Raw genomic sequence first — 24,961 nt, 5'->3', positions numbered from 1 at the left:
GTCTGTTTGCTGCGATGATGCTGGTGCTGCCCGCCGCGGCGGGCGCATCGGTGGACCCTGGCAGCGCATTGCATGCCTATATGCGGGGGCGCCTGGCCGATGGCGACGGTGCTCCCGGACTTGCGCTGAATAGCTATAGGGAGGCGCTGGCGGGCGATCCCGCCAGTCTCGAGGTTGCCCGGCGTTCCTATTTTCAGGCGGTGATCAGCGGGGACATGGCTCTGGCGCTGCGTTCCGCCGCCGTGCTGGAAAGCGACGGCCTGCTGCCGCGCGACGGCACCTTGCTCCAGATCGCCGGGGCGCTGAACCGCAAGGATTGGCCGGGCGCTCGCCTGCTTGTCGACCGGATGGTGGCGGAGGGCAATTTCGCCTTTCTGGCGCCGATCACCCGTAGCTGGATTTCGGTGGGCGAGGGGCGATATGCGCCGCCCGTCATCGATCCCGCCGATCGCTTCGCATCCCTAGCGAGACGTTATCTGGACGAACATCTGGCGTTTCAGGCCTTGCGCAACGGCGATCTCCCAAACGCGCAGTCCGCGATAAACCGCGCTCTTGCCTTGCGGACCGGGGAGATGGACGCGCTGCGGCTGATCTTCGCGGGGCAACTGGCCGCACGGGGAGCGAAGGCTGAAGCATTGGCGCTTCTGCCTGAAAAGGAAGCCAATTTCGCGCAGGCCCGGGCGGATATCGCCAGTGGCAAAGCGCTTTCGCTCCATGGCAAAGCGCTGACGGCAGGACAAGGTTTCGCCCGTCTGCTTACCCGGTTGGCGTCCGATATTTCGTCGGACGGCAGTACGGGAACGCTGGGTATCCGGCTTGCGCGCATCGCCGCCTTTGTCGATCCTGATGGTCCCACCGCGCATATCGTCGCCGCGGACTTGCTGAGCCGCGCCGGTCATGCGGCCTATGCGATCGAGGAGGCGCGCATGGTTCCCGCCCCCGGCTGGTACGGCGCGCTGGCGCAGGCCGAACTGGTAGAAGCGCTGGCGGCGGCGGGGAAGCGGGCGGAGGCTATCGGCCTTGCCCGCGCTCTGGCCGCCGTGCCGGACGCGGAGCCGGAACGCCATGTAAGGCTGGGCCAGTTGCTGGCGCAGGAGAAGGATTTTGAGGGCGCTGCCTCAGCTTTCCGCACGGCGCAGGCCGGCTATCCGGCCGACGCCGTTCCCTGGGCGCTGCTATTGTTTGAAGGCAGCGCGCTGGAACAGGGCGCGCATTGGAACGAAGCGCGGGCGGTGCTGGAACGGGCGGCGAGGCTGGCGCCCAATGAACCCACGGTGCTGAACTATCTGGGCTATGCGCAGATCGAGCGGCGGCAGAATATGGATGCGGCGGTGGAATTGCTGAAGAAGGCGAGCGCCTTGAAGCCGCAGGACTCGTCGATCACGGATTCCCTGGGCTGGGCGCAGTTCGTGACGGGCGACATCGACGCCGCCGTGCCGATGCTGGAGCGGGCGGCGGCGGGAGCGCCTGCGGACGCGACCATCAACGAACATCTGGGCGATGCGCTCTGGGCGGCGGGACGGCGATACGAGGCCCGCTATGCCTGGCGCGCGGCGGCGGTTTTTGCGGAAGGAGAGACGGCGCAGCGTCTGGCCGCCAAGACCAGAGAGGGGATGAAGCCCGAATATGCCGCACGTTGACGCGGAAGCGCCCGCCGCCTGCCCGGCGGATGCGGGCGAACTGGTCGAAACCGCTTTTGCCAAGATCAATCTGGCGCTGCACGTCCGGCATAAGCGGGCGGACGGCTATCATGCGCTCGAAAGCCTGTTCGCCTTTACCGAATTGGGGGACAGGCTGTCGGGTCGTATTCGGGCTGACGGCATGATCGGGCTGGATATTGACGGCCCCTTTGGTCATTCCTTGGACGCGGGGCCCGACAATCTGGTGATAAAGGCGGCACGCGCATTGCAAGCCCATTTGGGGGAAGGCTTTGGCGCTGATCTCAGGTTGAGCAAGATTTTGCCGGTCGCATCGGGCATTGGCGGAGGTTCCGCCGATGCTGCCGCTACCCTTCGATTGCTCAGGCGGCTCTGGAATGCGCCGGTGGCTGGCGAGACGCTGGAACGGATCGCGCTGACGCTCGGTTCGGACGTTCCCGCTTGCGTCAGCAGCGTTTCGCAGATGGTGCGAGGACGGGGGGAAGTGTTGCAGCGGCAGGCGATCGCGGGGCTGTCCGCTATGCCGATCTTGCTCGTCAATCCGGGCGTCGCCGTTTCCACCGCGCAGATTTTCAGCGGCTGGGATCGGGTGGATCGCGGCCCATTGGAGGCAACCGATCTGGAGCAATTGATTGCCGCTGGACGGAACGATCTGGAGGCTCCAGCCATGGCAGCGGCTCCGGTCATTGCGGATGTGCTGGCAGCATTGAGAGCGTGCGATGGAGTGCGCCTCGCCCGCATGTCGGGGTCTGGCGCGACCTGCTTCGCGCTGTTCGAAACGGATCGTCACAGGGCTACGGCAGCGGAGAGGCTGCGTGCCGACCATGGCGCATGGTGGGTCGCGGAAACGAGGATCAGGACGGCATGAGCGAGGCGTATACCGAGGTCGACGGCGGTGATCTGAATATCCTGATCATTGCCGACCATGCTTCGGCGCATGTGCCCGATGACGTCGACCTGGGGATCGATGCCGGATTGCTGAACGATCATATCGCCGTCGACATCGGCGTGGCGGAGGTCAGCGTCCTGCTCGCCGAAGAATTGCGCTGCAAGGCCGTGCTGGGCGGCGTTTCCCGCCTCGTGATCGACCTCAACCGGGAGGATGACGCGCCGGGCCTGCTGCCGGTCATGAGCGACGGCCATGTCATTCCGGGCAACCGCCATGCCGACCTGGCGGATCGGATGATCCGTTTCCACCATCCCTATCATCATCATGTCGCATGGCTGCTGGACGGCATGTCGTCTCCGTTCCTCCTGTCCGTCCACAGCTTCACGCCCCGGCTGGCCAGCGATCCCGATCAGAAGCGCCCCTGGGATATCGGCGTCCTTTATAACCAGGACGACAGGGCGGCGCGGATCGCCATCCCTTTGCTGGAGGCGGCGGGGCTCAAGGTGGGGGACCAACTGCCCTATTCGGGCAAGGTATTAAACGCCACGATGAACCGCCATGCGGAGGGCAATGGCATCCCCTATCTGGGTATAGAGATGCGGCAGGATCTGGTCAGCGATGGAGAAGGACAAAGGCGTTTTGCCGGAATATTGGCTCCCGTCGTGCTGGAATGCCGCAGCCAGCTTGCCTGAAGGGCGGCACAGCGGGATGATCGGTGTCACGCATCCACACCGGGCCTTGAAGGGAAGCTTGTTGTTGTGTTTAGCGCTGGCCGGATGCGGCCGTCCTTCCGGCTCCGGGAGCCTGGCCGACAAGGGCCATAAAATGATCCCTTGTGCGATCGGCGCGGATGCCGCCTGGAAGGACGATTGCCTGGTCGAACGCGATCGTGATCTTCTGACCATCCGCCATGCCGATGGCGGCTTTCGTCGCTTTCTGATCGTGCATGACGGACGCGGCGTCGTGCCCGCCGATGGAGCGGAAAACGCCACTATCCTCATTGCGGGCAAGGGCGAGATTGAATTGCGCGCCGGGCAGGATCGCTACCGCCTGCCTGCGCAGTTCGCTGGAGGAAGAAATGATGCGGAATGATGCGATCCTGACAGCGGCGCAGATGAAGGAGGCGGAACAGGCGGTCATCGCCGCTGGTGTCCCGGAATATGCACTGATGGAGAGGGCAGGCGCCGCTGCGGCGGAGATCATCTGGCGAGCGGGTGGAAAGCGTGATCTGCTGGTCCTGTGCGGTCCGGGCAATAATGGCGGTGACGGCTTCGTGATCGCGCGGCTGCTGCGGGCGCGGGGCGTGCCGGTTCGCGTCGCGGCCCTGGGCGAAAGCCGCACGGACTCCAGTCTCAAGGCGCGTGCGGCCTGGGGAGCGCCTGTCGAGTCCCTTGCCGACGCCGCGCCTGCGACGCAGATTGTGGACGCGCTGTTCGGTACGGGCCTGTCGCGTGGATTGGACGCGGAGCCAGCAGCAAAATTGCGCATGCTCACGGAACGGGCAAGTTTCAGCTATGCCGTGGATCTGCCGAGCGGGGTCCAGACGGATACGGGTGAATTGCTCTCCGACGTGCCGGTATTGGGGGTCTGCATTGCCTTGGGCGCGCTCAAGCCGGCCCATATGCTGCAACCGGCGGCAGGCTGCTGGCAGAGGCTGGTCTGCGCCGATATCGGCATCGATGTGTCCGGCGCGCAAATACACCGGCTTTCGCCACCGCAATTGCATCAGCCGGGATCCTTCGCGCACAAATATAGCCGAGGGCTGGTGGTTGTGATCGGCGGCGAAATGGGCGGGGCGGGCCTGCTCGCCAGCCAGGCAGCCGCTCGCGCAGGGGCAGGCATGGTCCGTCACATCGTTCAGGATAGGGATCATGGAGGACCGGGCGCTATCGTCACCCATCGCGCCGATGATGCTGCCGATGTCGCGAGATCGGTGAATGATTCCAGGATCAAGGCGGTTCTGGTCGGACCGGGACTAGGACGTGACGGCGGCGCTTCAGACAGGCTGAAACCGGCACTCGCTGCCGGTCATCCGCTCGTCCTGGATGCCGATGCATTATTCCTGCTGGCGGAGGAAGGGTTGGATGCCATTCCGCCCGGCTCGATCCTGACGCCCCATGAGGGCGAATTCGCCCGGCTGTTCGGAGATTTGCCGGGCAGCAAGATCGACCGGGCGCTGGAGGCGGCAAAGCGCTCCCGCGCAATCCTGATCTACAAGGGAAGCGACAGCGTCATTGCCGCACCAGACGGGCGCGCCGTCCTGTCTTCGGTCAGTTCCTCCTGGCTTTCGACGGCGGGAACCGGGGATGTTCTGGCAGGTCTGGTTGCCGGGCGGCTCGCCGGCACTGGCGACGGGTTCCTGGCGGCATGCGAAGCGCTATGGCTGCACGGGGAGGCGGCACGGCGGGCTGGCGCGGCTTTCATTGCGGATGATTTGCTTGTGGAGCTGCCAGCGGCTATCGCCTGCCGCCTGTAACCAAGACTAAGAACGTGACCGAAATCGACACTGACATCATCGTCCGCATCGCGGCCAAAGGGGACGGCGTGACCGCCAATGGCCGCCATGTTCCGCTGACCGCGCCGGGCGACCGGATCGCGGCTGACGGCAGCATTTTGTGGGGGCCGCATCATGTCGACCCGCCGTGCGTGCACTTTCCGATCTGCGGCGGGTGCGAACTTCAGCATATCGACGATGCGAGCTATGCCGATTTCGTGACGGCCCGCGTCGCCGGAGCCCTGGCCGGGCAGGGCGTGGAGCCCGGCAGGCTCCTGTCGCCGCATATCTCGCCTCCACAGGCCCGACGCCGTGCTTCCCTCAGGGCCAGCAGGCAGGGGCGGAAAATCGTCATCGGCTTTGCGGAATCAGGCAGTCATATGCTGGTCGACCTGACGATGTGCGAAATACTCGATCCCGCGCTGTTCGCTCTGCTGGCGCCGCTCAGGACGTTGTGCGGGATCATCCTTCCGGACAAGCGCGCCGCGCATGTCCGCATGTCGCTGACCGATCAGGGCGTCGACCTGCTGCTGGAAGGGGTACGGATCGAGGGGCTCGCCGCCGACGAGGCGCTGCTGGCCTTCGCGCAGGAGCATGCGCTGGCCCGGCTGACCATCGATGAGGGGGATGGTCCGCAGACCCGGTGGGAGCCGGAACCCGTCACGGTCAGCTTTGGCGGCGTGCCGGTCGCTTTCCCGCCCTTCGCCTTTCTTCAGGCAACGCCGGACGGCGAAGCCGCGCTGGTCCATGATGCGCAGCAAGCCATGCCGTCAGAGGGCGCCATTGCCGATCTTTTCTGCGGGCTCGGCACATTCGCGTTGGCTCTGGGCCAGAGCCGGCCGGTCTACGCGGCGGAAGCGGCCCGCGATCTCATCCTCTCATTGAAATCAGCGGCGAACAGAGCGCAGCGGCGGATGGTGGCGGATCATCGGGACTTGTTCAGGCGGCCGCTGACGCCCGCGGAAATCAATCGTTTCGCAGGGATCGTCATCGATCCGCCTCGTGCCGGGGCGAGGGAACAAGTGATGCAGCTTGCTGCATCGAATGCGCCGGTCATCGCCTATATTTCCTGCAATCCGGCCAGCTTCGCGCGCGATGCCGTGCATCTGATCGCCGGAGGATACAGGCTGGAGAGTGTGCGCCCGGTCGGGCAGTTCCGCTGGTCGACCCATGTGGAACTGGTCGGGATTTTCCGGCGCGGATAGGATTAGTCCCTCGCCGCGGGGGAGTGCGGCGAGGGACCTTGCATCCTCTCCTAAGGGGAGGCCTGAGCCTCTACCCCAGTTTGATGACAGTTGCGCGACGGCGGGCCGGGACGGCGTCGACATAGAGGCTGGCCATGGGCTCATCCTCGACCTCGATAACCGCTTCGGACGTGAAGCCGTTGAAACCGGTGCGCATCGCCGCGCCATAGGCGCCGAGCATCCCGATCTCGATATAGTCGCCCGCCTGCACATCTTCCGGCAGCATGAAGGGGCCGACCATATGGTCCATATCGTCGCAGGTCGGGCCGTAGAAGGAGAAGCCGGTCAGTTCCGCCTCGCTCTCTTCCTCGCGCAGCAGGGCAACAGGGAAGCGCCAGCCAATATGCGCCGCATCGAACAGCGCGCCATAGGCGCCGTCATTGATGTAGAGTTCGGTGCCGCGACGACGCTCCACGCGCACGACGACCGAGCTATACTCCGCCGACAAAGCGCGGCCGGGCTCGCACCACAGTTCCGACGAATAGCTGACCGGGAGGCTTTCGAAGCCGCGATGGATCGCGTCGAAATAAGCTTCCAGCGCAGGCGGTTCCATACCGGGGTAGACCGACGGGAAGCCGCCGCCGACATCGATGATGTCGACCGTGACGGCCGCGTCCACGATCGCCGCGCGGACGCGCTCGATGGCGTCGCTATAGGCTTGCGGGGACATGGCCTGGCTACCGACATGGAAGCAGATGCCCAGCGCATCGGCCGCCTGGCGGGTGGCCATCAGCAGTTCGCGGGTTTCGCCCAGTTCAGCGCCGAATTTGGACGCAAGGCTGAGTTCCGAATGCTCGGACGAAACGCGCAGACGCACGCACAGCTCCAGGTCGGTCGCATCGTCTGTGGCGCGCAGAATCTTTTCCAGCTCGTCCATCGTGTCGAGCGAGAAGGTACGCACGCCATGGACATGGTAAGCCTCTGCAATTGCTTCCTCGGCCTTGACCGGGTGCATGAAGCAGAGTTTCGCCTGACCCTCGAGAGTCTCCGCGACGAGGCGCACTTCCGCGATCGAGGCCACATCGAAATGCGTGATCCCGCAAGCGAACAGCGTACGGATCAGATCGGGAGACGGATTCGCCTTGACCGCATAGAGCGAGCGCCCCGGAAACTTCTCCGCGAAGAATCGGGCGGCCCGGGCAGCAGCCTGGGGACGAATAAGCGTTACCGGTGCTGCCGGTTTGAGGGTGGTCGCTACCCCCAGCGCGCTATGATGCTTGTGCAACTCAAGGGACCTCCAGTGTAGTCGTTGGCAAAAAGCTGCCTTGCGGTGGAAGTCCCATGGGGCAGCGGACGGCCGATATATGCTGAGGGGTCCCCCCTGTAAAGCGCATGCGTAAATTTTGTTGCGCGGGCGGCTATGAAATGTGCGTCAGGAGAGACGGGACTTGAAGTCCTCGTAGGAAAACTGGCGGATTTGCTTGAGTTCGTCGGTTTCCGAGTTCCAGAGCCAGATGGATGGCAAGGGCACGCCATTGAATGTATTGGTCTTTACCATCGAATAATGCGCCTGATCGAGGAAGGCGATGCGGCGCCCCGGAGTCGCGCCGCCGGGGACTCGATAGTCACCGATAATGTCTCCGGCGAGGCAGGAGGGGCCACCGAGTCGGGTGGGCTGGCCTTCCGTTTCCTCGTGCAGCATGGCGGGGCGGTAGGGCGCTTCGATGACATCGGGCATGTGGCATGTGGCGGAGATGTCGGTGATCGCCACCGGCATGCCGTTGTCGATCACGTCGAGTATTTCTCCGACCAGGATGCCTGCGTCGAGCGCCATGGCTTCGCCGGGCTCGATATAGAGTTCCAGGCTCGTTGCCGCCTTGATGCGATGCAGAAAGGCTATCAGGTCGTCGATCTGATAGTCGGAGCGGGTGACGTGGTGGCCGCCGCCGAAGTTCAGCCATTTGAGGCCGCCGACATGGGGCATGACGCGGGATGCGATTGCGGCCCAGGTGCGCTCCAGCGGCAGGAAATCCTGCTCGCAGAGATTGTGGACGTGGAGGCCGTCGACGCCCTCCAGATGCTCGGCGCGGAGTTGGTCGATGGAAAAGCCCAGGCGGCTGTGCGGCTGCGAGGGGTCATATTTGGGCACTTCGCCCTCGGCATGGAGGGGGTTGATGCGCAGGCCGATGTCGAAGTTCACACCGTTCTTTCGCGCATCGTCGATGACGGGTTTCAGGCGGGCGATCTGGCCGGGGCTGTTGAAGATGACATGGTTGGAGATTTTGAGGATTTCGGCCAGGTCTTCGGGCTTGTAGGCGGCGCAGTAGGTTGCGACCTCCTTGTCTCCATGGGGGCCGACATATTCCTCGCGGCCGAGGCGGGCTTCGTAGATGCCGGAGGCGCAGACGCCGTCGAGATATTCCGCGACGACGCCCCCGAGGGACCACATGGAGAAGGCCTTGAGCGCGCCCAGCACCTTGATGCCTGCGCGGTCGCGGATGTCGCGTAGGACACTGAGGTTGCGGCGTATCGCTGCCTCATCCACCACGAAGGCGGGCGAAGGGACGCGGTTCAGGTCGAAATGCGCGAAGGCGGCGGGATCGCCGGCTTTGGTTTCCATGCTAAATCCATTCGATGCCGTGTTCCTGCGCAGGCAGGAACCCAGTTCAGACGGTGGAACTAGGCTCCTGCCTGCGCAGGAGCGCATGGGCTTAAAAATCCAGCGGCGCGGCCAGTTCCTTCACCTGCCAGGGCAGGCCGTGCTCGTTCAGCATGTCCATGAAGGGATCGGGATCGAACTGTTCGATGTTGAACACGCCTTCTCCCTTCCATGCGCCCGTCAGCATCATCGCCGCGCCGATCATCGCCGGGACGCCGGTGGTGTAGCTGACTGCCTGATTGCCGGTTTCGGCATAGGCGTCCTCATGGTCGCAGATGTTGTAGACGTAGACGGTCTTTTGCTGGCCGTCCTTCTGGCCGGTCGCGATGTCGCCAATGTTGGTCTTGCCCCTGGTGGTCGAACCCAGACTCGACGGTTCGGGCAGCACGGCCTTGAGGAACTGAAGCGGGATGATTTCTTGCCCATTGTAGATCACCGGATCGATGCGGGTCATGCCGACATTCTGGAGCACTTCGAGATGCTTCAGATACGCATCGCCAAAGGTCATCCAGAAACGGATGCGCTTGATTTCCGGGTAGAATTTGGCAAGCGATTCCAGTTCCTCATGATACATGAGGTACATGTTCTTCTGCCCTACAGACTCGAAGTCGAACACCTGCTTGTGCTTCAGGGCCGGGCCTTCGACCCACTTGCCGCCTTCCCAGTGGCGCGAGGGCGCGGTGACTTCGCGGATGTTGATTTCCGGGTTGAAGTTGGTGGCGAAATGCTGGCCATGGTCGCCGCCATTGCAGTCGAGAATGTCGAGCGTGTCGATCCGGTCGAGCAGATGCTTCTTGATGTAGCTCGCAAAGACGCTGGTGACGCCGGGGTCGAAGCCCGAACCCAGCAGCGCCATGATGCCCGCTTCCTTGAAGCGCTCCTGATAGGCCCACTGCCAGCTATATTCGAACTTGGGCGTGTCGCGCGGCTCGTAATTGGCGGTGTCGAGATAGTCGACCTTGGTTGCGAGGCAGGCGTCCATGATCGCCAAATCCTGATAGGGCAGGGCCAGGTTCACGACCAGCTTGGGCTGGACCTTCTCGATCAGGGCGATGGTTTCTTCGACATTGTCGGCGTCGACCTGCGCCACGTCGATAGTGACGCCGGTGCGGGCCTTGACCGATTCGGCCACCTTCTCGCATGAGATGATGCGGCGGCTGGCGAGCGTGATATGGCTGAAAATGTCACTGTTCATCGCCATCTTGTGAACCGCGACAGACCCGACGCCGCCCGCGCCAATGACCAGAACCTTGCTCAATTCAACTGCTCCATATTTCAAGCCGCGCCTGACGCGCGAAAGCGCCCATATAGGGGCTGTGCGTGACAGCGCAAAGTCAGACTGTCAGAAGCTGGCGCCGTCGACTTTCTTGATGCTGAGCGCGTCGAGATCGACGGAGGGCACGCAGCGCAGGTTGATGGCCTGCATGGTTGAGCCGTCCGGGCCTTTGCCCTGCGCGAAAGCTTGGCAACCGCAGACGGTGCAGAACTGGTGCGTGATCTTGTGCTTGTAGAATTGATAGTCGGTCAGCTTGTCCGCGCCGCTGTCGAGGGTGAACTGGTCGGCGGGCACGAAGGTCAGCAGGAAGCCCTTGCGGCGGCAATGGGAGCAGTTGCAGCTCATCGCTTCGGTCGGCGCGTCGGCGGCTACGGTGAAGGTGACGGCGCTGCAGTGGCAGCTTCCGGTGTAGGGCATGATGGCTCTCCTTTGTGGCGAGTTTATGCCGGGAAACAAAAGAAGGGAACTGCTTGGATTAAAGTGGGAAAACCTTGACGCCTCAAGGTCTGGTGATAAGGCGAATGTTGTCTTTTAAGGGGGAGAAGGCATTGAACAAGATAGCAATAGTGCTTGGTGCAGTTATTCTTTTGCCATCGACGGCTTTCGCGCAAAATGCTGAGCTTCCTACGACAGTCAATAGGTCGGTACGCAGCTTTGACGAGGTGGCAGATGAATGTTTTCAGTTTGCAGACTACCGTTCAGAATGGGCTGCCTCTCAAGCTCCGGATTATGATGGAGATAGCATTGGCGGAGCTATTGGTTCTGGTTTGAGCCTGAATATCGAACGTAAACGGTTACGTAAGAAGATTTATGCTTCGTGCATGGAAGGAAATGGCTTCCCAAATGCAAAAATGGTGAAGTCCAAGCCTAAATCCTAACCGAGTATCACTGGGGTGGCTGAGCTTAGCATACGGGTTTGCTAAGGGGCTGTCAGGAATTTCGTGTGCGGCGAGGCGGTTGACCATCAGGCCGTCATGGCCCTGATGAAGCGTTCGCCGAAGAGAACGGCAAATTGCGCCTTCGCCATGTTCCACTCGCGCGGCGGCATTTTCCACTCTTTCTCCGATCGGTTCAAGATCAGATAGAGCAGCTTGGTGGCCGCCTCATCATTGGGGAAATGGCCCCGCGCACGAACAGCGCGACGAAGCTTGGAGTTCAAGGCCTCGATGGCATTGGTGGTGTAGACGATCCGCCTGACCTCGTCGGGAAAGGCGAAAAATGGGATGACCTCGGGCCATGCCCGACGCCAGCTCTGGCCGATAGCGGGATAGCGCTGGCCCCAGAAGCTCGCTTCGAAGGCCGTCAGCGCTTCCTCGGCGGCCGCGGCATCGACAGCACGGTAGATGGCCTTCAGGGCCGTTCCGAGCGCCTTACGGTCTTTCCATGCCACGAAATCCATCGAGTTGCGCAGCAGATGGACGATGCAGGTCTGGACCATCGCTTCGGGGAAGACGGCGGTGATGGCGTCGGGGAAGCCCTTCAGACCGTCAACGACGGCCAGCATGATATCCTCGACGCCGCGGTTGCGTAGTTCGTTCATGACGCGCAGCCAGAACTTGGCGCCTTCATTCTGTTCCAGCCATAGCCCCAGGACCACCTAGGTGCCGTCGGCCATGACGCCCAGGGCAATATGGATCGCCTTGTTGCGGACCATGCCTTCGTCGCGGATCTTGACCCGGATCGCATCGAAGAAAACCAGCGGATAGGCTGGGTCCAGCGGGCGTTGCTGCCAGGCTGCAACCTCTTCCAGCACCGCGTCGGTGATCGTGCTGATCAGATCGGGCGAGGCGTCGATCCCGTACAGATCGCGCAGATGCCCGGTGATCTCCCGGGTACTCATGCCACGCGCGTACATCGAGATGATCTTGTCATCAAAGCCAGGGAAGCGTCGCTGGTACTTGGCGATCAGCTGCGGATCGAAACTGCCGGCCCGATCACGCGGCACCTCGATCTCGATCCGTCCCCCGTCGGTCGTCACCGTCTTGCGGCCATAGCCGTTCCGGCTGTTGTTCCCTTGCTCCTCCTGGCCAAGATGGTGATCCATCTCCGCATTGAGCGCCCGTTCGGCAAATGCCTTCTTCAATGTATCGAGCAGGCCGCCCTGGCTGAGCGCCGCGGCCGCGTCAGTGCCGGCAAGCAGCTGATCGAGAATGTCGTTCGGTATCGAGGGTTCTTTGCGTCGTGACATACCGGGTCTCCTTGTTCCCCATTATGCCTCGTCGCACACGAAATTCCTGACAGTCCCGTTTGCTAACTCACCAACCGCTTTAATCCCTCGACCGTATCCGCCTCATGTGCAGGCTTGTCTTTGCGAATATGCGCGATCCGGGGAAAGCGCATCGCCAGCCCCGATTTGTGCCGTTTGCTCTCGTGGATGCTGTCAAACGCGACCTCCAGCACAAGCGACTTTTCCACCTCGCGCACCGGACCGAAGCGGTTGATCGTATTCCCCCGCACGAAGCGGTCCAGCCATTTCAGTTCCTCGTCGGTGAAGCCGCTATAGGCTTTTCCAACCGGCAGCAGTTCGCCTTCCTCCGTCCAGCAACCAAAGGTGTAGTCCGAATAGAAGGATGAGCGTTTGCCGTGGCCGCGCTGGGCGTACATCATCACGCAGTCGGCGGTCAGCGGATCGCGTTTCCATTTATACCAGAGCGCCGCCTTGCGCCCCGCGACATAGGGGCTGTCGCGGCGCTTGAGCATCACGCCTTCGATGGCGGCATCGCGGGCGCCTGCGCGCAGGTCGGCCAGCGTTTCAAAGTCGGATGCTTCGATGAGAGCGGAAATGTCGAAGCGCTGTGGATCAAGCTGGGGCACCGTGGTTTCAAGGCGCGCGCGGCGTTGTTCCCAGGGGAGCGCGCGCAGGTCTTCGTCGGCGTCGAGCAATATGTCGTAGAGGCGGACGAAGGCGGGATAGTCGTCCATCATCTTCGCCGTCACCGCCTTGCGGCCAAGGCGCTGCTGGAGGGCGTTGAAGCTCGCCGCAGCGCCGCCGTGGGTTTGGCCGCCTTGAAACTCGCCCTTGACGAGCAGTTCGCCGTCGAGGACCGCATGATGGCGGAAGGCCTGCGCTATGTCGGGGAAGCTGCCGGTGATGTCGTCTCCGGCGCGGCTGTAGAGGCGGGTCTCGCTGGGCGTGCCGACGATCTGGATGCGGATGCCGTCCCATTTCCACTCGGCGGCATAGTGGTTGAGGTCGACGCTTTCCGCTTCCAAAGGGTGGGCGAGCATGAAGGGGCGGAAGAAGGGCGTGCCTGCCGGGTCGGGGCGCTCGGCCTTGCCTTCTGCCCAGGCGAAGAGAGGAGTGTAGGGCGGGGTGAGGGCGTGCCAGCATTCCTCCACATCGTCGACATCGAGGCCGAAGGCTTGGGCGAAGCCGGTCTTGGCGAGGCGGGCGGAGATGCCGACGCGCAGGCCGCCGGTGGCGAGCTTGAGCAGCGCGAAGCGGCCCGACGCATCGAGATGATCCATCATCCGGGCCAGGGTATCGGGGGCGGCGGCTCGGCTGGTGGCATGGAGGCGGTCGACCATGGCCGACAGGGTGAGGGAGCCGTCATCTATTTCCGGCGACTGATCCGCGGGTTTCGGCCAGAGGAGGGATACGGTTTCGGCCAGGTCTCCGACATAGTCACGGCTCATTTCGAACAGGACCGGATCGACACGGGCGCGGGTCATTTCGGCTATGGTGGAGGCCTTGACGGCTTTCAGGTCGAGATTGCCGGTCAAGGCGGCGAGAGCCCAGCCACGGTCGGGATCAGGCGCCTGCGCCATATAGCTGGCGATAAGATCCAGCTTGCCGTTGCGGGAACGTGTGTAGACCAGGCCGTCCAGCAGTTGGGAGAAGGCGCGCATTACCCCTCATCCTCATCTTCGCGGCCTACCAGTGCCAGGGCTCGCGCCCGCATCTGGTGGGTCATGCACCAGTGGAGCAATGCTTCCTCCCGGCCATGGGTGATCCAGGTTTCCGATGGGGCGACTTCGCGAATGGTGTCGGTCAGCTCGTCCCAGTCGGCATGGTCGGAGATGACCAGCGGCAGTTCGACATTGCGCTGACGGGCGCGCTGGCGGATGCGCATCCAGCCTGACGCCATGGCGGTGATCGGATCGGGCAGGCGGCGGCTCCAGCGGTCGTTGAGCGCTGAGGGTGGCGAGACGACGATGCGGCCGCGCATCTCCTTGGCGGGAAGGCCGGTGGCGGAGCGGAGATCGCCCAGATCGACGCCGAACTGTTCGTAGAGCGCGCACATCCTCTCCAGCGCGCCATGGATGTGGATGGGATCGTGATGCCCTCTCGCCCGCAATTCGCAGATGAGGCGTTGGGCCTTGCCAAGAGCGTAGGCGCCGACGAGGACGCAGCGATCGGGATTGGCATGGAGGGCGGCGAGGAGGCGGTCGACTTCGCTGCCTGTGTCGGGATGGCGGAAGACCGGCAGGCCGAAGGTCGCTTCGGTGACGAAGATGTCGCAGGGGACGGGTTCGAAGGCTTTGCAGGTCGGATCGGGGCGGCGCTTGTAATCGCCGGTGACGACGACGCGTTCGCCGGCGTGGCTGAGGACGATCTGGGCGGAGCCAAGGACATGGCCGGCGGGGATGTAGCTGATCGTGACGCCGTTCATGCGGATTTCCTCGCCATAGGGAACCGCCGTGCCGCAAGCCGTGCCATAGCGCAGGGCCATGATGGCGAGGGTTTCTTCCGTGGCCCAGACATGGCCGTGGCCGCCCCTGGCATGGTCGGCATGGCCGTGGGTGACGAGGGCGCGCTCCTGCGGGACCGACGGATCGATCCAGGCATTGGCGGGGCGGACATAGATGCCGGTGGGGTGGGGTTCGATCCAGTGAGGCATTGCTAGCAAAGAAGGTGGATGGCGCGGGTTGGTTCCGCAAGGTGCTTCACATTGCCGTAACCTCATTGTCACGCGGGCGACATGCCGCCGCCCTATGCGCCCGGACGACCCCGGCAGCGAGGAGGCACGGTTTATGGCATCTAGGGCTCATCGGAATGTTACCCGCGCGGTGCATCGGCATCGGCATCTTTCCAGGCAGGGATTGCTGGAGCGCGCCTTTACCTTCGCGTTTCGGGGGCTGGTTTACGCGCAGATCTGGGAAGACCCGGAGGTCGATATGGAGGCGTTGGCGATCACGCCGGACAGCCATGTCGTCACCATCGCTTCAGGCGGGTGCAATGTGCTGAGCTATCTGACCGCCGATCCGGCGAAGATCACGGCGGTGGACCTCAATACCGCGCATATCGCGCTTAATCGGCTGAAGCTGGCGGCGGCGCGGGCCTTGCCGGATCATGAAGCGTTTCATCGCTTCTTCGCCAAGGCGGACTGCAAGGAGAATGTGGCGGCCTACCGGACCTTCGTGGCGCCGCATCTGGACGATGCGACGCGGCGCTATTGGGAAGGCCGCGATTTTATCGGGCGGCGGCGCATCGGGGGGTTTGCGCGGGGGATCTACAAGCATGGGTTGCTGGGGCGCTTTATCGGGGCGGCGCATCTGCTGGCGCGGTTGCATGGCGTCAATCCGCGCCGGATGCTGGACGCCCGGAGCCGGGAAGAGCAGCGCGCCATTTTCGAGGCTGAACTGGCGCCCGTGTTCGACAGTGCCTTCATGCGCTGGCTGACGAGCCAGCCTGCTTCGCTCTTCGGCCTGGGCATTCCGCCGGCGCAATATGAGGCGCTGGCCGGGGATGACCGGATGGACAGCGTGCTGAAGGCGCGGCTGGAGAAGTTGGCCTGCGATTTCGACCTCAAGGACAATTATTTCGCCGTGCAGGCCTTTGGGCGTGGCTATGACGGGGGCGAGGGGCCGTTGCCGCCCTATTTGCAGGCGGCGAACCATCAGGCAGTGGTCGAGCGCGCCGGGCGGGTGGATGTCCGGCATGTGAATTTCACTGATTTTCTGGCGTCGCAGGAGGCCGGATCGGCGGATCGCTACATATTGCTCGATGCGCAGGACTGGATGGACGATGCGCAGTTGAACGCGCTTTGGGCGCAGATCACGCGGACGGCGCGGCCGGGGGCAAGAGTGCTGTTCCGGACGGCAGGCGAGCCGAGCATCCTGCCCGGACGGGTGGACGATGCGGTGCTCTCGCGCTGGGATTATCGGGCGGAAGAGTCGCTCGATTACACGGCGCGGGACCGGTCGGCCATTTATGGCGGCGTTCATCTTTATGTGCTGAAGGACGCGTGATGAGCGGCGGGCATGGCGGGCTGATGGACAGCGTCTATCGGCATCAGCGGCATATTTACGACTTGTCGCGGAAATTCTACCTGCTGGGACGGGATGGGCTGATTGCCGATCTCGCCCCGCCGCGGGGCGGGGCGGTGTTGGAAATCGGCTGCGGGACCGGGCGGAATTTGATCGCCGTGGGCAAGGCCTGGCCGGAGGCGCGGCTTTACGGCGTCGACATCAGCGAGGCGATGCTGGAGACGGCGCGCAAGGCCGTGGCGAAGGCGGGCATGGCCGATCGGGTCGTGCTGGCGCAGGGGGACGCCTGTGCGTTCGATGCGGCGGCGCTGTTCGGGCGGACGGATTTCGAGCGGGTGTTCATCAGCTACGCGCTGTCGATGATCCCGGATTGGCAAGGCGCTCTACGGCAGGCGGTGGGCTGTGTGGCGCATGGCGGCAAGCTGGAGGTCGTGGATTTCGGTCAGCAGGACGATCTGCCCGCCTTTTGGAAGCAGGCGCTGTTCGGCTGGCTGGCGCGTTTTCATGTGTCGCCGCGAGCGGAACTCAAGCAGGCCATCGGGAAATTAGCGGCGGATATGGGCGGCTTTCCGCATAGCCGGAGCTTGTATCGCGGCTATGCGGTCAGGGGTGGGTTGATCCGAATCTAGAGATTGGTCCGATGATAGGGCGGCGTACTCCTGAGAAGGCAGGAGCACGATATTCTGGAAGTTTCAGGCTGCCTTCCTGAGTTCCAGTTCCAGCCGGTCCCAGATTTCCACCAGCGCCTTGACCAGATCGCCCATCATCTCTTCGGTGTGGGCCGGTCCCGGCGTGAAGCGCAGACGCTCCGTACCGCGCGGGACGGTGGGGTAATTGATCGGCTGCACATAGGCGCCATATTCCGCGAGCAGGATATCGCTGATCCGCTTGGCCTTGACCGGATCGCCCACCATCAGCGGAACGATGTGCGTCACCGACGGCATGACCGGCAGGCCAGCTTCGGCCATCAGGCGCTTGAGCGTCGCGGCGGATGCCTGCTGCCCTTCGCGTTCCTCGCTCGATTGCTTAAGGTGGCGAACGCTCGCCAGCACGCCTGCGACCAGCACCGGCGACAGCGAGGTCGTGAAGATGAAGCCCGGCGCATAGCTGCGGATCACATCGACGATCATCTGGTCGGCCGCGATATAACCACCCATGACGCCGAACGCCTTGCCCAGCGTGCCCTCGATAATGGTCACGCGATCGGCGACTTCATCCCGTTCGGAAATGCCGCCGCCACGGGCGCCGTACATGCCGACCGCATGGACTTCGTCCAGATAGGTGAGCGCGTTATATTCGTCCGCCAGATCGCAGATTTCCGCGATGGGGGCGATGTCGCCATCCATCGAATAGACGCTTTCGAAGGCGATCAGCTTGGGCACTTCGGGATCTTCGGCGGCGAGCAGTTCGCGCAGATGCTCCACGTCATTGTGGCGGAAGACGCGCTTTTCGCAGCCCGAATTGCGGATGCCCGCGATCATCGAAGCATGGTTCAGCTCGTCCGAGAAGATGATGCAGCCGGGCAGGATCTTGGCGAGGGTCGAAAGGGTCGCTTCGTTGGAGACATAGCCCGAGGTGAAGAGCAGCGCGGCTTCCTTGCCGTGCAGGTCCGCGAGTTCCGCCTCCAGATCGACATGATAATGGGTGTTGCCGCCGATATTGCGGGTGCCGCCGGAACCTGCGCCGACATCATGCAGCGCCTCTTCCATGGCGGCGACGACCTTGGGATGCTGACCCATGGCGAGATAGTCGTTCGAACACCAGACGGTGATCGGCTTCGGGCCATTATGGCCATGGAAGCAGCGGGCGTTGGGGAAAGCGCCCTTGTTGCGCAGGATGTCGATGAACACCCGATAGCGACCTTCGCTATGGAGCCGGTCGATCGCCTGCGTGAAGATGTGCTTGTAGTTCACTTAAGCCCTGTCCCTGTTCCCGCATCCCCTCTTTAAGGGGGCATTTACCTGCTGTGGTGGCCTATTACCAGTGATAACCGCTCGCAGCCTTAGGGAGAATTACCTATCACGCTGATAGAATGGCTTGCGATTGGACCAAAGGTCCACCCCTTCAAAGACAATCGATCTGCTGCAAACCATAGCCCCGAAGAGCAGGGCGAAGCGGTTCGATGCTCTCGTCCAGTCGCGTGAAGACGGCCGTTCCGGGGGGCGGAGCGGCGGGCCATTCCTGTCCCTGGGTGAGATAAGCGATGCGGCGCGCAATCCCTTCGCCGCCGTGCACGAATCGAAGAGGGCGGGGGGAGGCGGCAGCCAGCTCATCCTCCACCAGCGGGAAATGCGTGCAGGCAAGGACCACTATGTCCATCCGGTCGCCGCCGGGCTGGTCGAACAGGCCGGCAAGGGCGTCCCTGGCGATGGCGGGGTCCAGCGGTTCGCCGCGCAGCTTCGTTTCGGCCAGTTGCACGAGAGCCGCCGAGCCATGACGCAGGACGGTGCAATCCGAACCGAATTCGGCGGCAAGGCGGTCCACATAAGGCTGACGGACGGTTGCATCCGTGCCGAGGACGCCGAACACCCGGCTTTGCGAGAGCAGGGCGGCGGGCTTGATCGCAGGGACGGTGCCGACGACCGGTATGTCCAGCGCCGCCCGGACAGCGGAAAGGGCGATGGTGGATGCGGTATTGCAGGCGATGACCGCAAGGCGCGGGCGATAGCGTTCCACCAGGCGGCCAAGCAGCGCAGGCACGCGCGCGGCGATCTCCGCTTCGCTCTTGGTGCCATAGGGGAAGCCCGCGCTGTCTGCCGCATAGACGACCGGCGCATGGGGCAGCACGGCCCGCGTGGGAGCGAGAATGGAAAGTCCGCCGACGCCGGAATCGAAGAACAGCAGGGGAGCATGGGGTGCGACTGTCATTGTGACCGACATGTTGCGGCGTCCGGCGCCGGTGTCAACGGGTCGCCGGACCCGGCCATGCGTTCGGATCGGTCATGCCCTCTTCCAGCAAGCGCATTGCTGTCCGCGCCTGAACATGATCCGGCGTAAATCAGGGACATGCCTGTTCCGATGGGGCGCTTTGGGCATTGCCCGGTGCGCCGGGAACGCTATGGTCGCGCCGCAACTATTACGGCGAGATCATGACTCCTCCCTGGCTAATTCCCGCGTTCGTCCTGCTGATCGGTTATCTGCTGGGTTCCATCCCCTTTGGGCTGTTGCTGACGCGCTTCACCGGGGCGGGCGATCTGCGCAAGATCGGGTCGGGCAATATCGGCGCGACCAATGTCCTGCGGACCGGGCGCAAGGGGCTGGCGGCGGCGACCCTGCTGCTCGATCTGCTGAAGGGCGCGGCCGCCGTGCTGATCGGCGCGGCGCTGATCGAGGGGGGCGGGCCGATGGCGGGCGCCATGGCCTTTATCGGGCATTGCTATCCGGTCTGGCTGCGCTTTGCGGGCGGCAAGGGCGTGGCGACCATGATGGGCGTGGTGACGGCGCTTTACTGGCCTGCCGGGATTATCTTCGCGATCGTCTGGCTGGGCGCGCTGTTCGGGACCAAAAGGTCGTCCGTGGGCGGCATGTCGGCGGCGGTGAGCGCGCCGGTCGCCATGTGGTGCTTCGGACGGTTCGATTTGCTGCCGGTTGCATTGGCGCTGGCATTGATCGTGCTGTGGCGGCACCGGGAGAATATCGCGCGGCTTGCAAAGGGAACCGAGCCCAAGGTCGGCGCATCGAAGAAGAACGCAGTAGTCGAAGAATGAGCGAGCAGGAGCGGTTCAACCGCCTGCGCCTGATCCGCTCGCCGCGCATCGGGCCTGTGACATTCCGCCAGTTGATGGCGCGCTTCGGATCGGCGGGGGAGGCTTTGCAGGCTCTGCCCGATCTGGCGGCGCGTGGCGGCGGCAAGGCAAGCATCATCGACGCAAAGACCGTCGAGCAGGAGATCGCGCGCAGCCGGGCCGTGGGCGGGCGTTATCTGATCATGGGGGATGCCGACTATCCCTTCCTGCTGGACCAGATGGAGGGCGCTCCGCCTGCGCTGATCGTGCGGGGCGATGTCTCGCTGGCGGCGCGGGAATGCGTGGCGATGGTGGGAGCGCGCAATGCCTCAGCGGCGGCCTGCCGCTTTGCGCGGATGCTGGCGCAGGATCTGGGGCAGCGCGGGGCAGTCGTGGTGTCGGGACTGGCGCGAGGGATCGATACGGCCGCGCATCAGGGTTCGTTGGAGAGCGGCACCATAGCTGTCATCGCCTGCGGCATCGACATCGCTTTTCCTCCCGAAAACGCCGAATTGCAGGAGCAACTGGCGAGCGAAGGACTGGTCGTGACCGAACATCCTCCCGGTACGCAGCCCCTCGCCCGGCAATTTCCGGCGCGGAACAGGATCATCGCCGGGCTGGCCAAGGGGACCGTCGTCGTCGAAGCCGCGCCCAAGTCCGGTTCCCTGATCACGGCGCGTCTGGCTGGCGAGGCGGGGCGGGAGGTGATGGCGGTGCCCGGATCGCCGCTCGATCCGCGTGCGCAGGGCTGCAACCAGTTGATCCGCGAGGGCGCGGTGCTGGTCCAGAACGCCGCCGACGTGATCGAGGCGATCGGCGCGATCGATTCCCGCATGGTGCGTCAGGCCGGAGCGGATTTTGCGGGCGAACCGCCATCCTGCGATGTGGCCGAGCGGGAGCGGGCGGCGGTCATTGCCCTGCTGGGGCCTGCCCCTGTGCCGGTGGATGAGCTGATCCGACTGTCGGGCCTTGGCCCCGCACTGGTGCAGACCGTGCTGCTGGAACTGGAACTCGCGGCCCGGCTGGAGCGGCATGCGGGCGGAAAGGTCAGCATTTCATGATCCTGCGCACTGGCGCCGGGGGTGAACTCCGCCTACATCGCTGGCGCTTGACGCGGGGCGCCAACAGCTTTCAGACTCGCGCGTGTACGTGAGAGATTTTTTAATCGAGGCATGAATGCAGCTTGTCATCGTTGAATCGCCCGCCAAGGCGAAGACCATCGAGAAATATCTGGGTGGCGATTTCCATGTGCTTGCGAGCTATGGTCATATCCGCGACTTGCCCGCCAAGGACGGGTCGGTCGATCCCGATGCGGGCTTTGCCATGCAGTGGGAAAATTATGGCGACAAGGGCAAGCAGCTCAAGGCCATTACCGACGAAGCCCGGAAGGCGACGCGCCTGATCCTGGCGACTGACCCTGATCGCGAGGGTGAGGCGATCAGTTGGCATGTGCAGGAGGTGCTGCGCGCCAAGAAGGCGCTGCCCGCCAAGGTGGACCGCGTGACCTTCAACGCGATCACCAAGCAGGCGGTGACCGAGGCGATGGCGCAGCCGCGTGCCTTGGATGAGGATTTGATCGACGCCTATCGGGCGCGGCGGGCGCTCGACTATCTGGTGGGCTTCACCCTGTCGCCAGTGTTGTGGCGAAAACTGCCCGGCGCGAAATCGGCGGGGCGCGTGCAGTCGGTGGCGCTGCGCCTGGTCGTGGAGCGCGAGCGCGAGATCGAGAGCTTCGTCGCTCAAGAATATTGGTCGGTCGCGGCCGAGATGGAGCAGGGCGGGCAGGCTTTTGTCGCGAGGCTGGTGCGCTGGCGCGGCGAGAAGATCGAGCGGCTGACGATCGGCAAGGAAGGCGACGCCATGGCCGCCAAGGCGGACGTGGAGGCCGGGCGTTTCACCGTCGAGAAGGTCGAGACCAAGCCGGTTTCGCGCAATCCTCCGCCGCCTTTCACGACTTCGACGCTCCAGCAGGAGGCGGCGCGCAAGCTCGGCTTCTCGGCCAGCCATACGATGCGGATCGCGCAGCAGCTCTATGAGGATGGCGCGATCACTTACATGCGTACCGATGGCGTGCAGATGGACGGCAGCGCCATTTCCGCCGCGCGCAAGGCGATCGCGGAGCGCTATGACGGCGGCTATCTGCCCGAAAAGCCGCGCCAATATCAGACCAAGGCGAAGAATGCGCAGGAAGCGCACGAGGCCATTCGCCCGACCGAATTTTATCGGGACAAGGTGGGGTCGGGCGATCATGCGCGGCTTTACGACCTGATCTTCAAGCGGGCGCTGGCGAGCCAGATGGCTTCGGCACGGCTGGAGCGGACGACGATCGATCTGGTGGATGGCACCGGACAGCATGGCCTGCGCGCGACGGGACAAGTCGTGATCTTCCCCGGCTTCCTGGCGCTTTACGAAGAAGGCCGGGACGACACGGAAGACGATGACAGCAAGCTGCTGCCGCGCATGGCGACGGGCGACGCGCCGGCCAAGAAGAAGGTGATGGCCGAGCAGCATTTCACGCAGCCGCCGCCGCGCTATTCGGAAGCGAGCCTTGTGAAAAAGCTGGAGGAATTGGGGATCGGGCGTCCGTCCACCTATGCCTCGACGCTTCAGGTGCTCAAGGACCGCGACTATGTGCGGATCGAGAAGAACCGCTTCTTCGCGGAGGAGAGCGGGCGGCTGGTGACGGCCTTCCTCGAACGTTTCTTCGAGCGTTACGTGTCCTATGACTTCACGGCGGGCCTTGAAGATGAGCTGGACGAGATTTCCGGCGGCCGTGCCCAGTGGCAGGCGGTGCTGGAAGCCTTTTGGCGCGACTTCAAGCCAAAGACCGCCGAGGTGATGGAGCAGAAGCCTTCCGACATCACTGCCGAACTGGACAAGTTCCTGGAGCCGATGCTGTTCCCGCCTAAGGCGGACGGCAGCAATCCGCGTGCCTGCCCTATGTGTGGCGAAGGGCAGTTGTCGCTGCGTGGCGGGCGTTTTGGCGCGTTCATCGCCTGTTCCAACTATCCCGAGTGCAAATTTACGCGCAAGTTCGGGCAGCCGGGCGGCAAGGAAGGCGGCGAGGATAGCGGGCCGGAGGTGCTGGGCCAGCATCCCGAAACCGGGCAGGACATCGTCAGGAAGTCCGGGCGCTTCGGTCCCTATATCGAGATGGGCGAGGGCAAGGAGGCCAAGCGCGGCTCCATCCCCAAGGATTTGCCCGATGGTGAAATGACGCTCGACTGGGCGGTGAAGCTGCTCAGCCTGCCGCGTGAAATTGGGCTGCATCCGGAGACGGGCAAGCCGATCGTCGCCAATATCGGGCGCTTCGGGCCTTATCTGCTGCATGACGGCAAATATGGGCGGCTCTCCTCCACCGCCGAGATTTTCGAGGTGGGCATGAACAGTGCCGTGGCCAAGCTGGCCGATGCGGCGAACAAGGGCGGGCGTGGCTCATCCTCGCGGGAGCCGCTCAAGGTGCTGGGCAAGCATCCGCGCACGGAGGCAGAGATCAAGCTGATGGCGGGGCGCTATGGGCCTTATGTGACCGACGGCACGACCAATGCGACGCTGCCCAAGACCGTCGAGCAGGATGCCTTGACGCTGGAGGAGGCGGCGCAATTGATCGATGCGCGGGCTGCTGCGGCGCCTGCGAAGAAGGGGAAGAAGGCGCCTGCGAAAAAGGCTGCGGCGAAGAAGCCTGCTGCCAAGAAGGCTCCGGCCAAGAAGAAGGTGGCGGCGGAATAATCAACTTCGTCATTCCCGCGAAGGCGGGAATCCATTTCTCAACCTTGCGCCAAGCTCAACGTAAAGGAGATGGATCCCCGCTTTCGCGGGGATGACGATGGTTTGATTAATTGGGGTTTGATTGATTGGGCGCCCTACTCCACCCAGTCCAGCCCGATATCCCGGTAGATGAACCGGTCGTCCTCCCAGTCTTCCTTCACCTTGACGTGGAGGTAGAGGTGGACCTTGACGCCCAGCAGGTTCGCCAATTCGGCGCGGGCCTTTGAGCCGATTTCCTTGAGACGCTGGCCGCCCTTGCCGAGCACGATGGCGCGCTGGCTGGACCGGCCGACCAGGATCTGTTGGTGGATTTCGACTGAACCATCCTCGCGTTCGCTATATTTTTCCGTGTCGACGGCGGCGGCATAGGGAAGTTCGGCGTGAAGCTGGTGATAGAGCTGCTCACGCGTGATCTCCGCCGCCAGCATGCGGTCGGTGGCGTCGGACACCTGATCCTCCGGGAAGTGCCAAGGGCCTTCCGGCATGGTTTTGGCGAAGGCGCTTTTCAGCTCGGGCAGGCCATCGCCGGTCGCGGCGGAAACGAAGAAAGTCTCGGCTATGTCGAGCTGTTCGTAGAGCCGCTGGGTATGGACCAGCAGCTTTTCCTTGATGGCGATATCGACCTTGTTGAGGATCAGCCACTTCTTCTCCGGCCGGGCGGCCAGAGCGTTGATGATGGGTTCCATCTTCGCGCCCAGGCCCGCCTTCCCATCGACGACCAGCGCGATCAGGTCAGCGCCCTGAGCTCCACCCCATGCCGCCTGCACCATGGCGCGGTCGAGGCGGCGCTTGGGCGCGAAAATGCCGGGGGTGTCGACCAGCACCATCTGCGTGTCGCCCTCGATCGCCACGCCCATGACGCGGGTACGGGTCGTCTGTGCCTTGGGGCTTGTGATCGCCACCTTCTGGCCGACAAGGGCGTTCACCAACGTGGATTTGCCCGCATTCGGGGCGCCGACAATGGCGATGACGCCGCAGTGCTGATTATCGAGATCGGTTGTCAAACTAACTCCATTTGGATCGTCCAATGTGCGCCTGCGAAGGCACTGGAACGAGACCAGTGCCTTCGCAGGCGCACGTCATAGCATAAAAATGCGG

General features: G+C 63.6%; 21 protein-coding genes and 1 pseudogene. 12 read left to right on the top strand and 10 right to left on the bottom strand.

Translation table 11 applies throughout. From position 1 onward, the window contains the following. The first annotated feature begins 17 nt into the window (after positions 1–17). The 6 genes from K426_RS13335 (at position 18) to K426_RS13310 (ending at position 6,246) form a co-directional block, all read left to right on the top strand. Entirely contained in the window at positions 18–1,640 is a 1,623-nt protein-coding gene (locus K426_RS13335; RefSeq protein ID WP_066561763.1) for a tetratricopeptide repeat protein, read from the top strand. Next, positions 1,627–2,526, top strand: a complete 900-nt coding sequence (locus tag K426_RS13330) for a 4-(cytidine 5'-diphospho)-2-C-methyl-D-erythritol kinase (protein WP_066557878.1) — start codon at positions 1,627–1,629, stop codon at positions 2,524–2,526. Before K426_RS13335 ends, K426_RS13330 begins: the two co-directional genes overlap by 14 nt. Beyond that, entirely contained in the window at positions 2,523–3,239 is a 717-nt protein-coding gene (locus K426_RS13325; RefSeq protein ID WP_066561762.1) for an N-formylglutamate amidohydrolase, read from the top strand. Before K426_RS13330 ends, K426_RS13325 begins: the two co-directional genes overlap by 4 nt. A 133-nt stretch (positions 3,240–3,372) precedes the next feature. Further along, complete coding sequence (locus K426_RS13320; RefSeq protein ID WP_335339734.1) at positions 3,373–3,639, top strand: hypothetical protein; 267 nt, start codon at positions 3,373–3,375, stop codon at positions 3,637–3,639. After that, a complete protein-coding gene (locus K426_RS13315; protein ID WP_082748904.1) occupies positions 3,629–5,023 on the top strand; it encodes an NAD(P)H-hydrate dehydratase in 1,395 nt (464 codons plus the stop codon). The genes K426_RS13320 and K426_RS13315 overlap by 11 nt, the downstream gene beginning before the upstream one ends. Positions 5,024–5,037: 14 nt before the next feature. Then, a complete protein-coding gene (locus K426_RS13310) occupies positions 5,038–6,246 on the top strand; it encodes a class I SAM-dependent RNA methyltransferase (protein ID WP_066557866.1) in 1,209 nt (402 codons plus the stop codon). A 70-nt stretch (positions 6,247–6,316) separates the two neighbouring features. On the opposite strand, the gene K426_RS13305 is transcribed toward K426_RS13310, so the two are convergent. From K426_RS13305 to K426_RS13290, 4 genes are all read right to left on the bottom strand, one after another. Further along, the gene (locus tag K426_RS13305) at positions 6,317–7,510 is read right to left on the bottom strand and encodes a type III PLP-dependent enzyme (protein ID WP_066557864.1); all 1,194 of its coding nucleotides are present in this window, start codon (positions 7,508–7,510) and stop codon (positions 6,317–6,319) included. 147 nt (positions 7,511–7,657) lie between these two features. Continuing rightward, positions 7,658–8,845, bottom strand: coding sequence for a carboxynorspermidine decarboxylase (locus K426_RS13300; RefSeq protein ID WP_066557862.1), 1,188 nt, complete (start codon positions 8,843–8,845; stop codon positions 7,658–7,660). 91 nt (positions 8,846–8,936) lie between these two features. Then, positions 8,937–10,142: a saccharopine dehydrogenase family protein gene (locus K426_RS13295; RefSeq protein ID WP_066561760.1), complete on the bottom strand. Its 1,206-nt coding sequence runs from the start codon at positions 10,140–10,142 to the stop codon at positions 8,937–8,939. A gap of 84 nt (positions 10,143–10,226) precedes the next feature. Next, positions 10,227–10,577, bottom strand: coding sequence for a GFA family protein (locus K426_RS13290; protein ID WP_066557861.1), 351 nt, complete (start codon positions 10,575–10,577; stop codon positions 10,227–10,229). 131 nt (positions 10,578–10,708) lie between these two features. Between K426_RS13290 and K426_RS31325 the strand changes: the two genes are divergently transcribed. Beyond that, on the top strand, positions 10,709–11,038 hold the full coding sequence (locus K426_RS31325; RefSeq protein ID WP_145907328.1) for a hypothetical protein: 330 nt from the start codon (positions 10,709–10,711) through the stop codon (positions 11,036–11,038). Between the two features lie 86 nt (positions 11,039–11,124). Here K426_RS31325 and K426_RS13285 read toward each other — a convergent pair. From K426_RS13285 to K426_RS13275, 3 genes and pseudogenes are all read right to left on the bottom strand, one after another. Beyond that, a pseudogene (locus K426_RS13285) lies at positions 11,125–12,348 on the bottom strand (IS256 family transposase). Positions 12,349–12,410: 62 nt separating this feature from the next. Then, positions 12,411–14,009: a cisplatin damage response ATP-dependent DNA ligase gene (locus tag K426_RS13280; RefSeq protein ID WP_066557859.1), complete on the bottom strand. Its 1,599-nt coding sequence runs from the start codon at positions 14,007–14,009 to the stop codon at positions 12,411–12,413. Further along, entirely contained in the window at positions 14,009–15,001 is a 993-nt protein-coding gene (locus K426_RS13275) for a ligase-associated DNA damage response exonuclease (RefSeq protein ID WP_066557857.1), read from the bottom strand. The genes K426_RS13280 and K426_RS13275 overlap by 1 nt, the downstream gene beginning before the upstream one ends. Positions 15,002–15,134: 133 nt before the next feature. On the opposite strand from K426_RS13275, the gene K426_RS13270 reads away from it, so the two are divergent. Next, the gene (locus K426_RS13270; protein ID WP_066561758.1) at positions 15,135–16,352 is read left to right on the top strand and encodes a DUF3419 family protein; all 1,218 of its coding nucleotides are present in this window, start codon (positions 15,135–15,137) and stop codon (positions 16,350–16,352) included. Then, positions 16,352–16,999 carry a class I SAM-dependent methyltransferase gene (locus K426_RS13265; RefSeq protein WP_066557854.1) on the top strand — a complete coding sequence of 216 codons (648 nt, stop codon included), beginning with the start codon at positions 16,352–16,354 and terminating at the stop codon, positions 16,997–16,999. Before K426_RS13270 ends, K426_RS13265 begins: the two co-directional genes overlap by 1 nt. Before the next feature lie 63 nt (positions 17,000–17,062). Here K426_RS13265 and hemA read toward each other — a convergent pair whose 3' ends face one another. Together hemA and murI are read right to left on the bottom strand one after the other, a co-directional pair. After that, positions 17,063–18,283, bottom strand: coding sequence for a 5-aminolevulinate synthase (hemA, locus tag K426_RS13260; RefSeq protein ID WP_066557851.1), 1,221 nt, complete (start codon positions 18,281–18,283; stop codon positions 17,063–17,065). Positions 18,284–18,434: 151 nt separating this feature from the next. After that, positions 18,435–19,238, bottom strand: coding sequence for a glutamate racemase (gene murI, locus K426_RS13255; RefSeq protein ID WP_066557848.1), 804 nt, complete (start codon positions 19,236–19,238; stop codon positions 18,435–18,437). Between the two features lie 221 nt (positions 19,239–19,459). On the opposite strand from murI, the gene plsY reads away from it, so the two are divergent. The 3 genes from plsY (at position 19,460) to topA (ending at position 23,824) form a co-directional block, all read left to right on the top strand. Next, positions 19,460–20,077: a glycerol-3-phosphate 1-O-acyltransferase PlsY gene (gene plsY, locus K426_RS13250; protein ID WP_066561757.1), complete on the top strand. Its 618-nt coding sequence runs from the start codon at positions 19,460–19,462 to the stop codon at positions 20,075–20,077. After that, the gene (gene dprA / locus K426_RS13245; RefSeq protein WP_066557845.1) at positions 20,074–21,156 is read left to right on the top strand and encodes a DNA-processing protein DprA; all 1,083 of its coding nucleotides are present in this window, start codon (positions 20,074–20,076) and stop codon (positions 21,154–21,156) included. The genes plsY and dprA overlap by 4 nt, the downstream gene beginning before the upstream one ends. Positions 21,157–21,271: 115 nt before the next feature. Continuing rightward, positions 21,272–23,824 carry a type I DNA topoisomerase gene (gene topA, locus K426_RS13240; protein WP_066557838.1) on the top strand — a complete coding sequence of 851 codons (2,553 nt, stop codon included), beginning with the start codon at positions 21,272–21,274 and terminating at the stop codon, positions 23,822–23,824. 134 nt (positions 23,825–23,958) lie between these two features. Here topA and era read toward each other — a convergent pair whose 3' ends face one another. Continuing rightward, on the bottom strand, positions 23,959–24,867 hold the full coding sequence (gene era, locus K426_RS13235; protein WP_066557836.1) for a GTPase Era: 909 nt from the start codon (positions 24,865–24,867) through the stop codon (positions 23,959–23,961). Positions 24,868–24,961: the final 94 nt, after the last annotated feature.

The organism is Sphingobium sp. TKS (assembly GCF_001563265.1).
In the GTDB taxonomy this organism is placed as follows: domain Bacteria; phylum Pseudomonadota; class Alphaproteobacteria; order Sphingomonadales; family Sphingomonadaceae; genus Sphingobium.
This window is presented reverse-complemented; position numbering and strand designations above follow the sequence as displayed.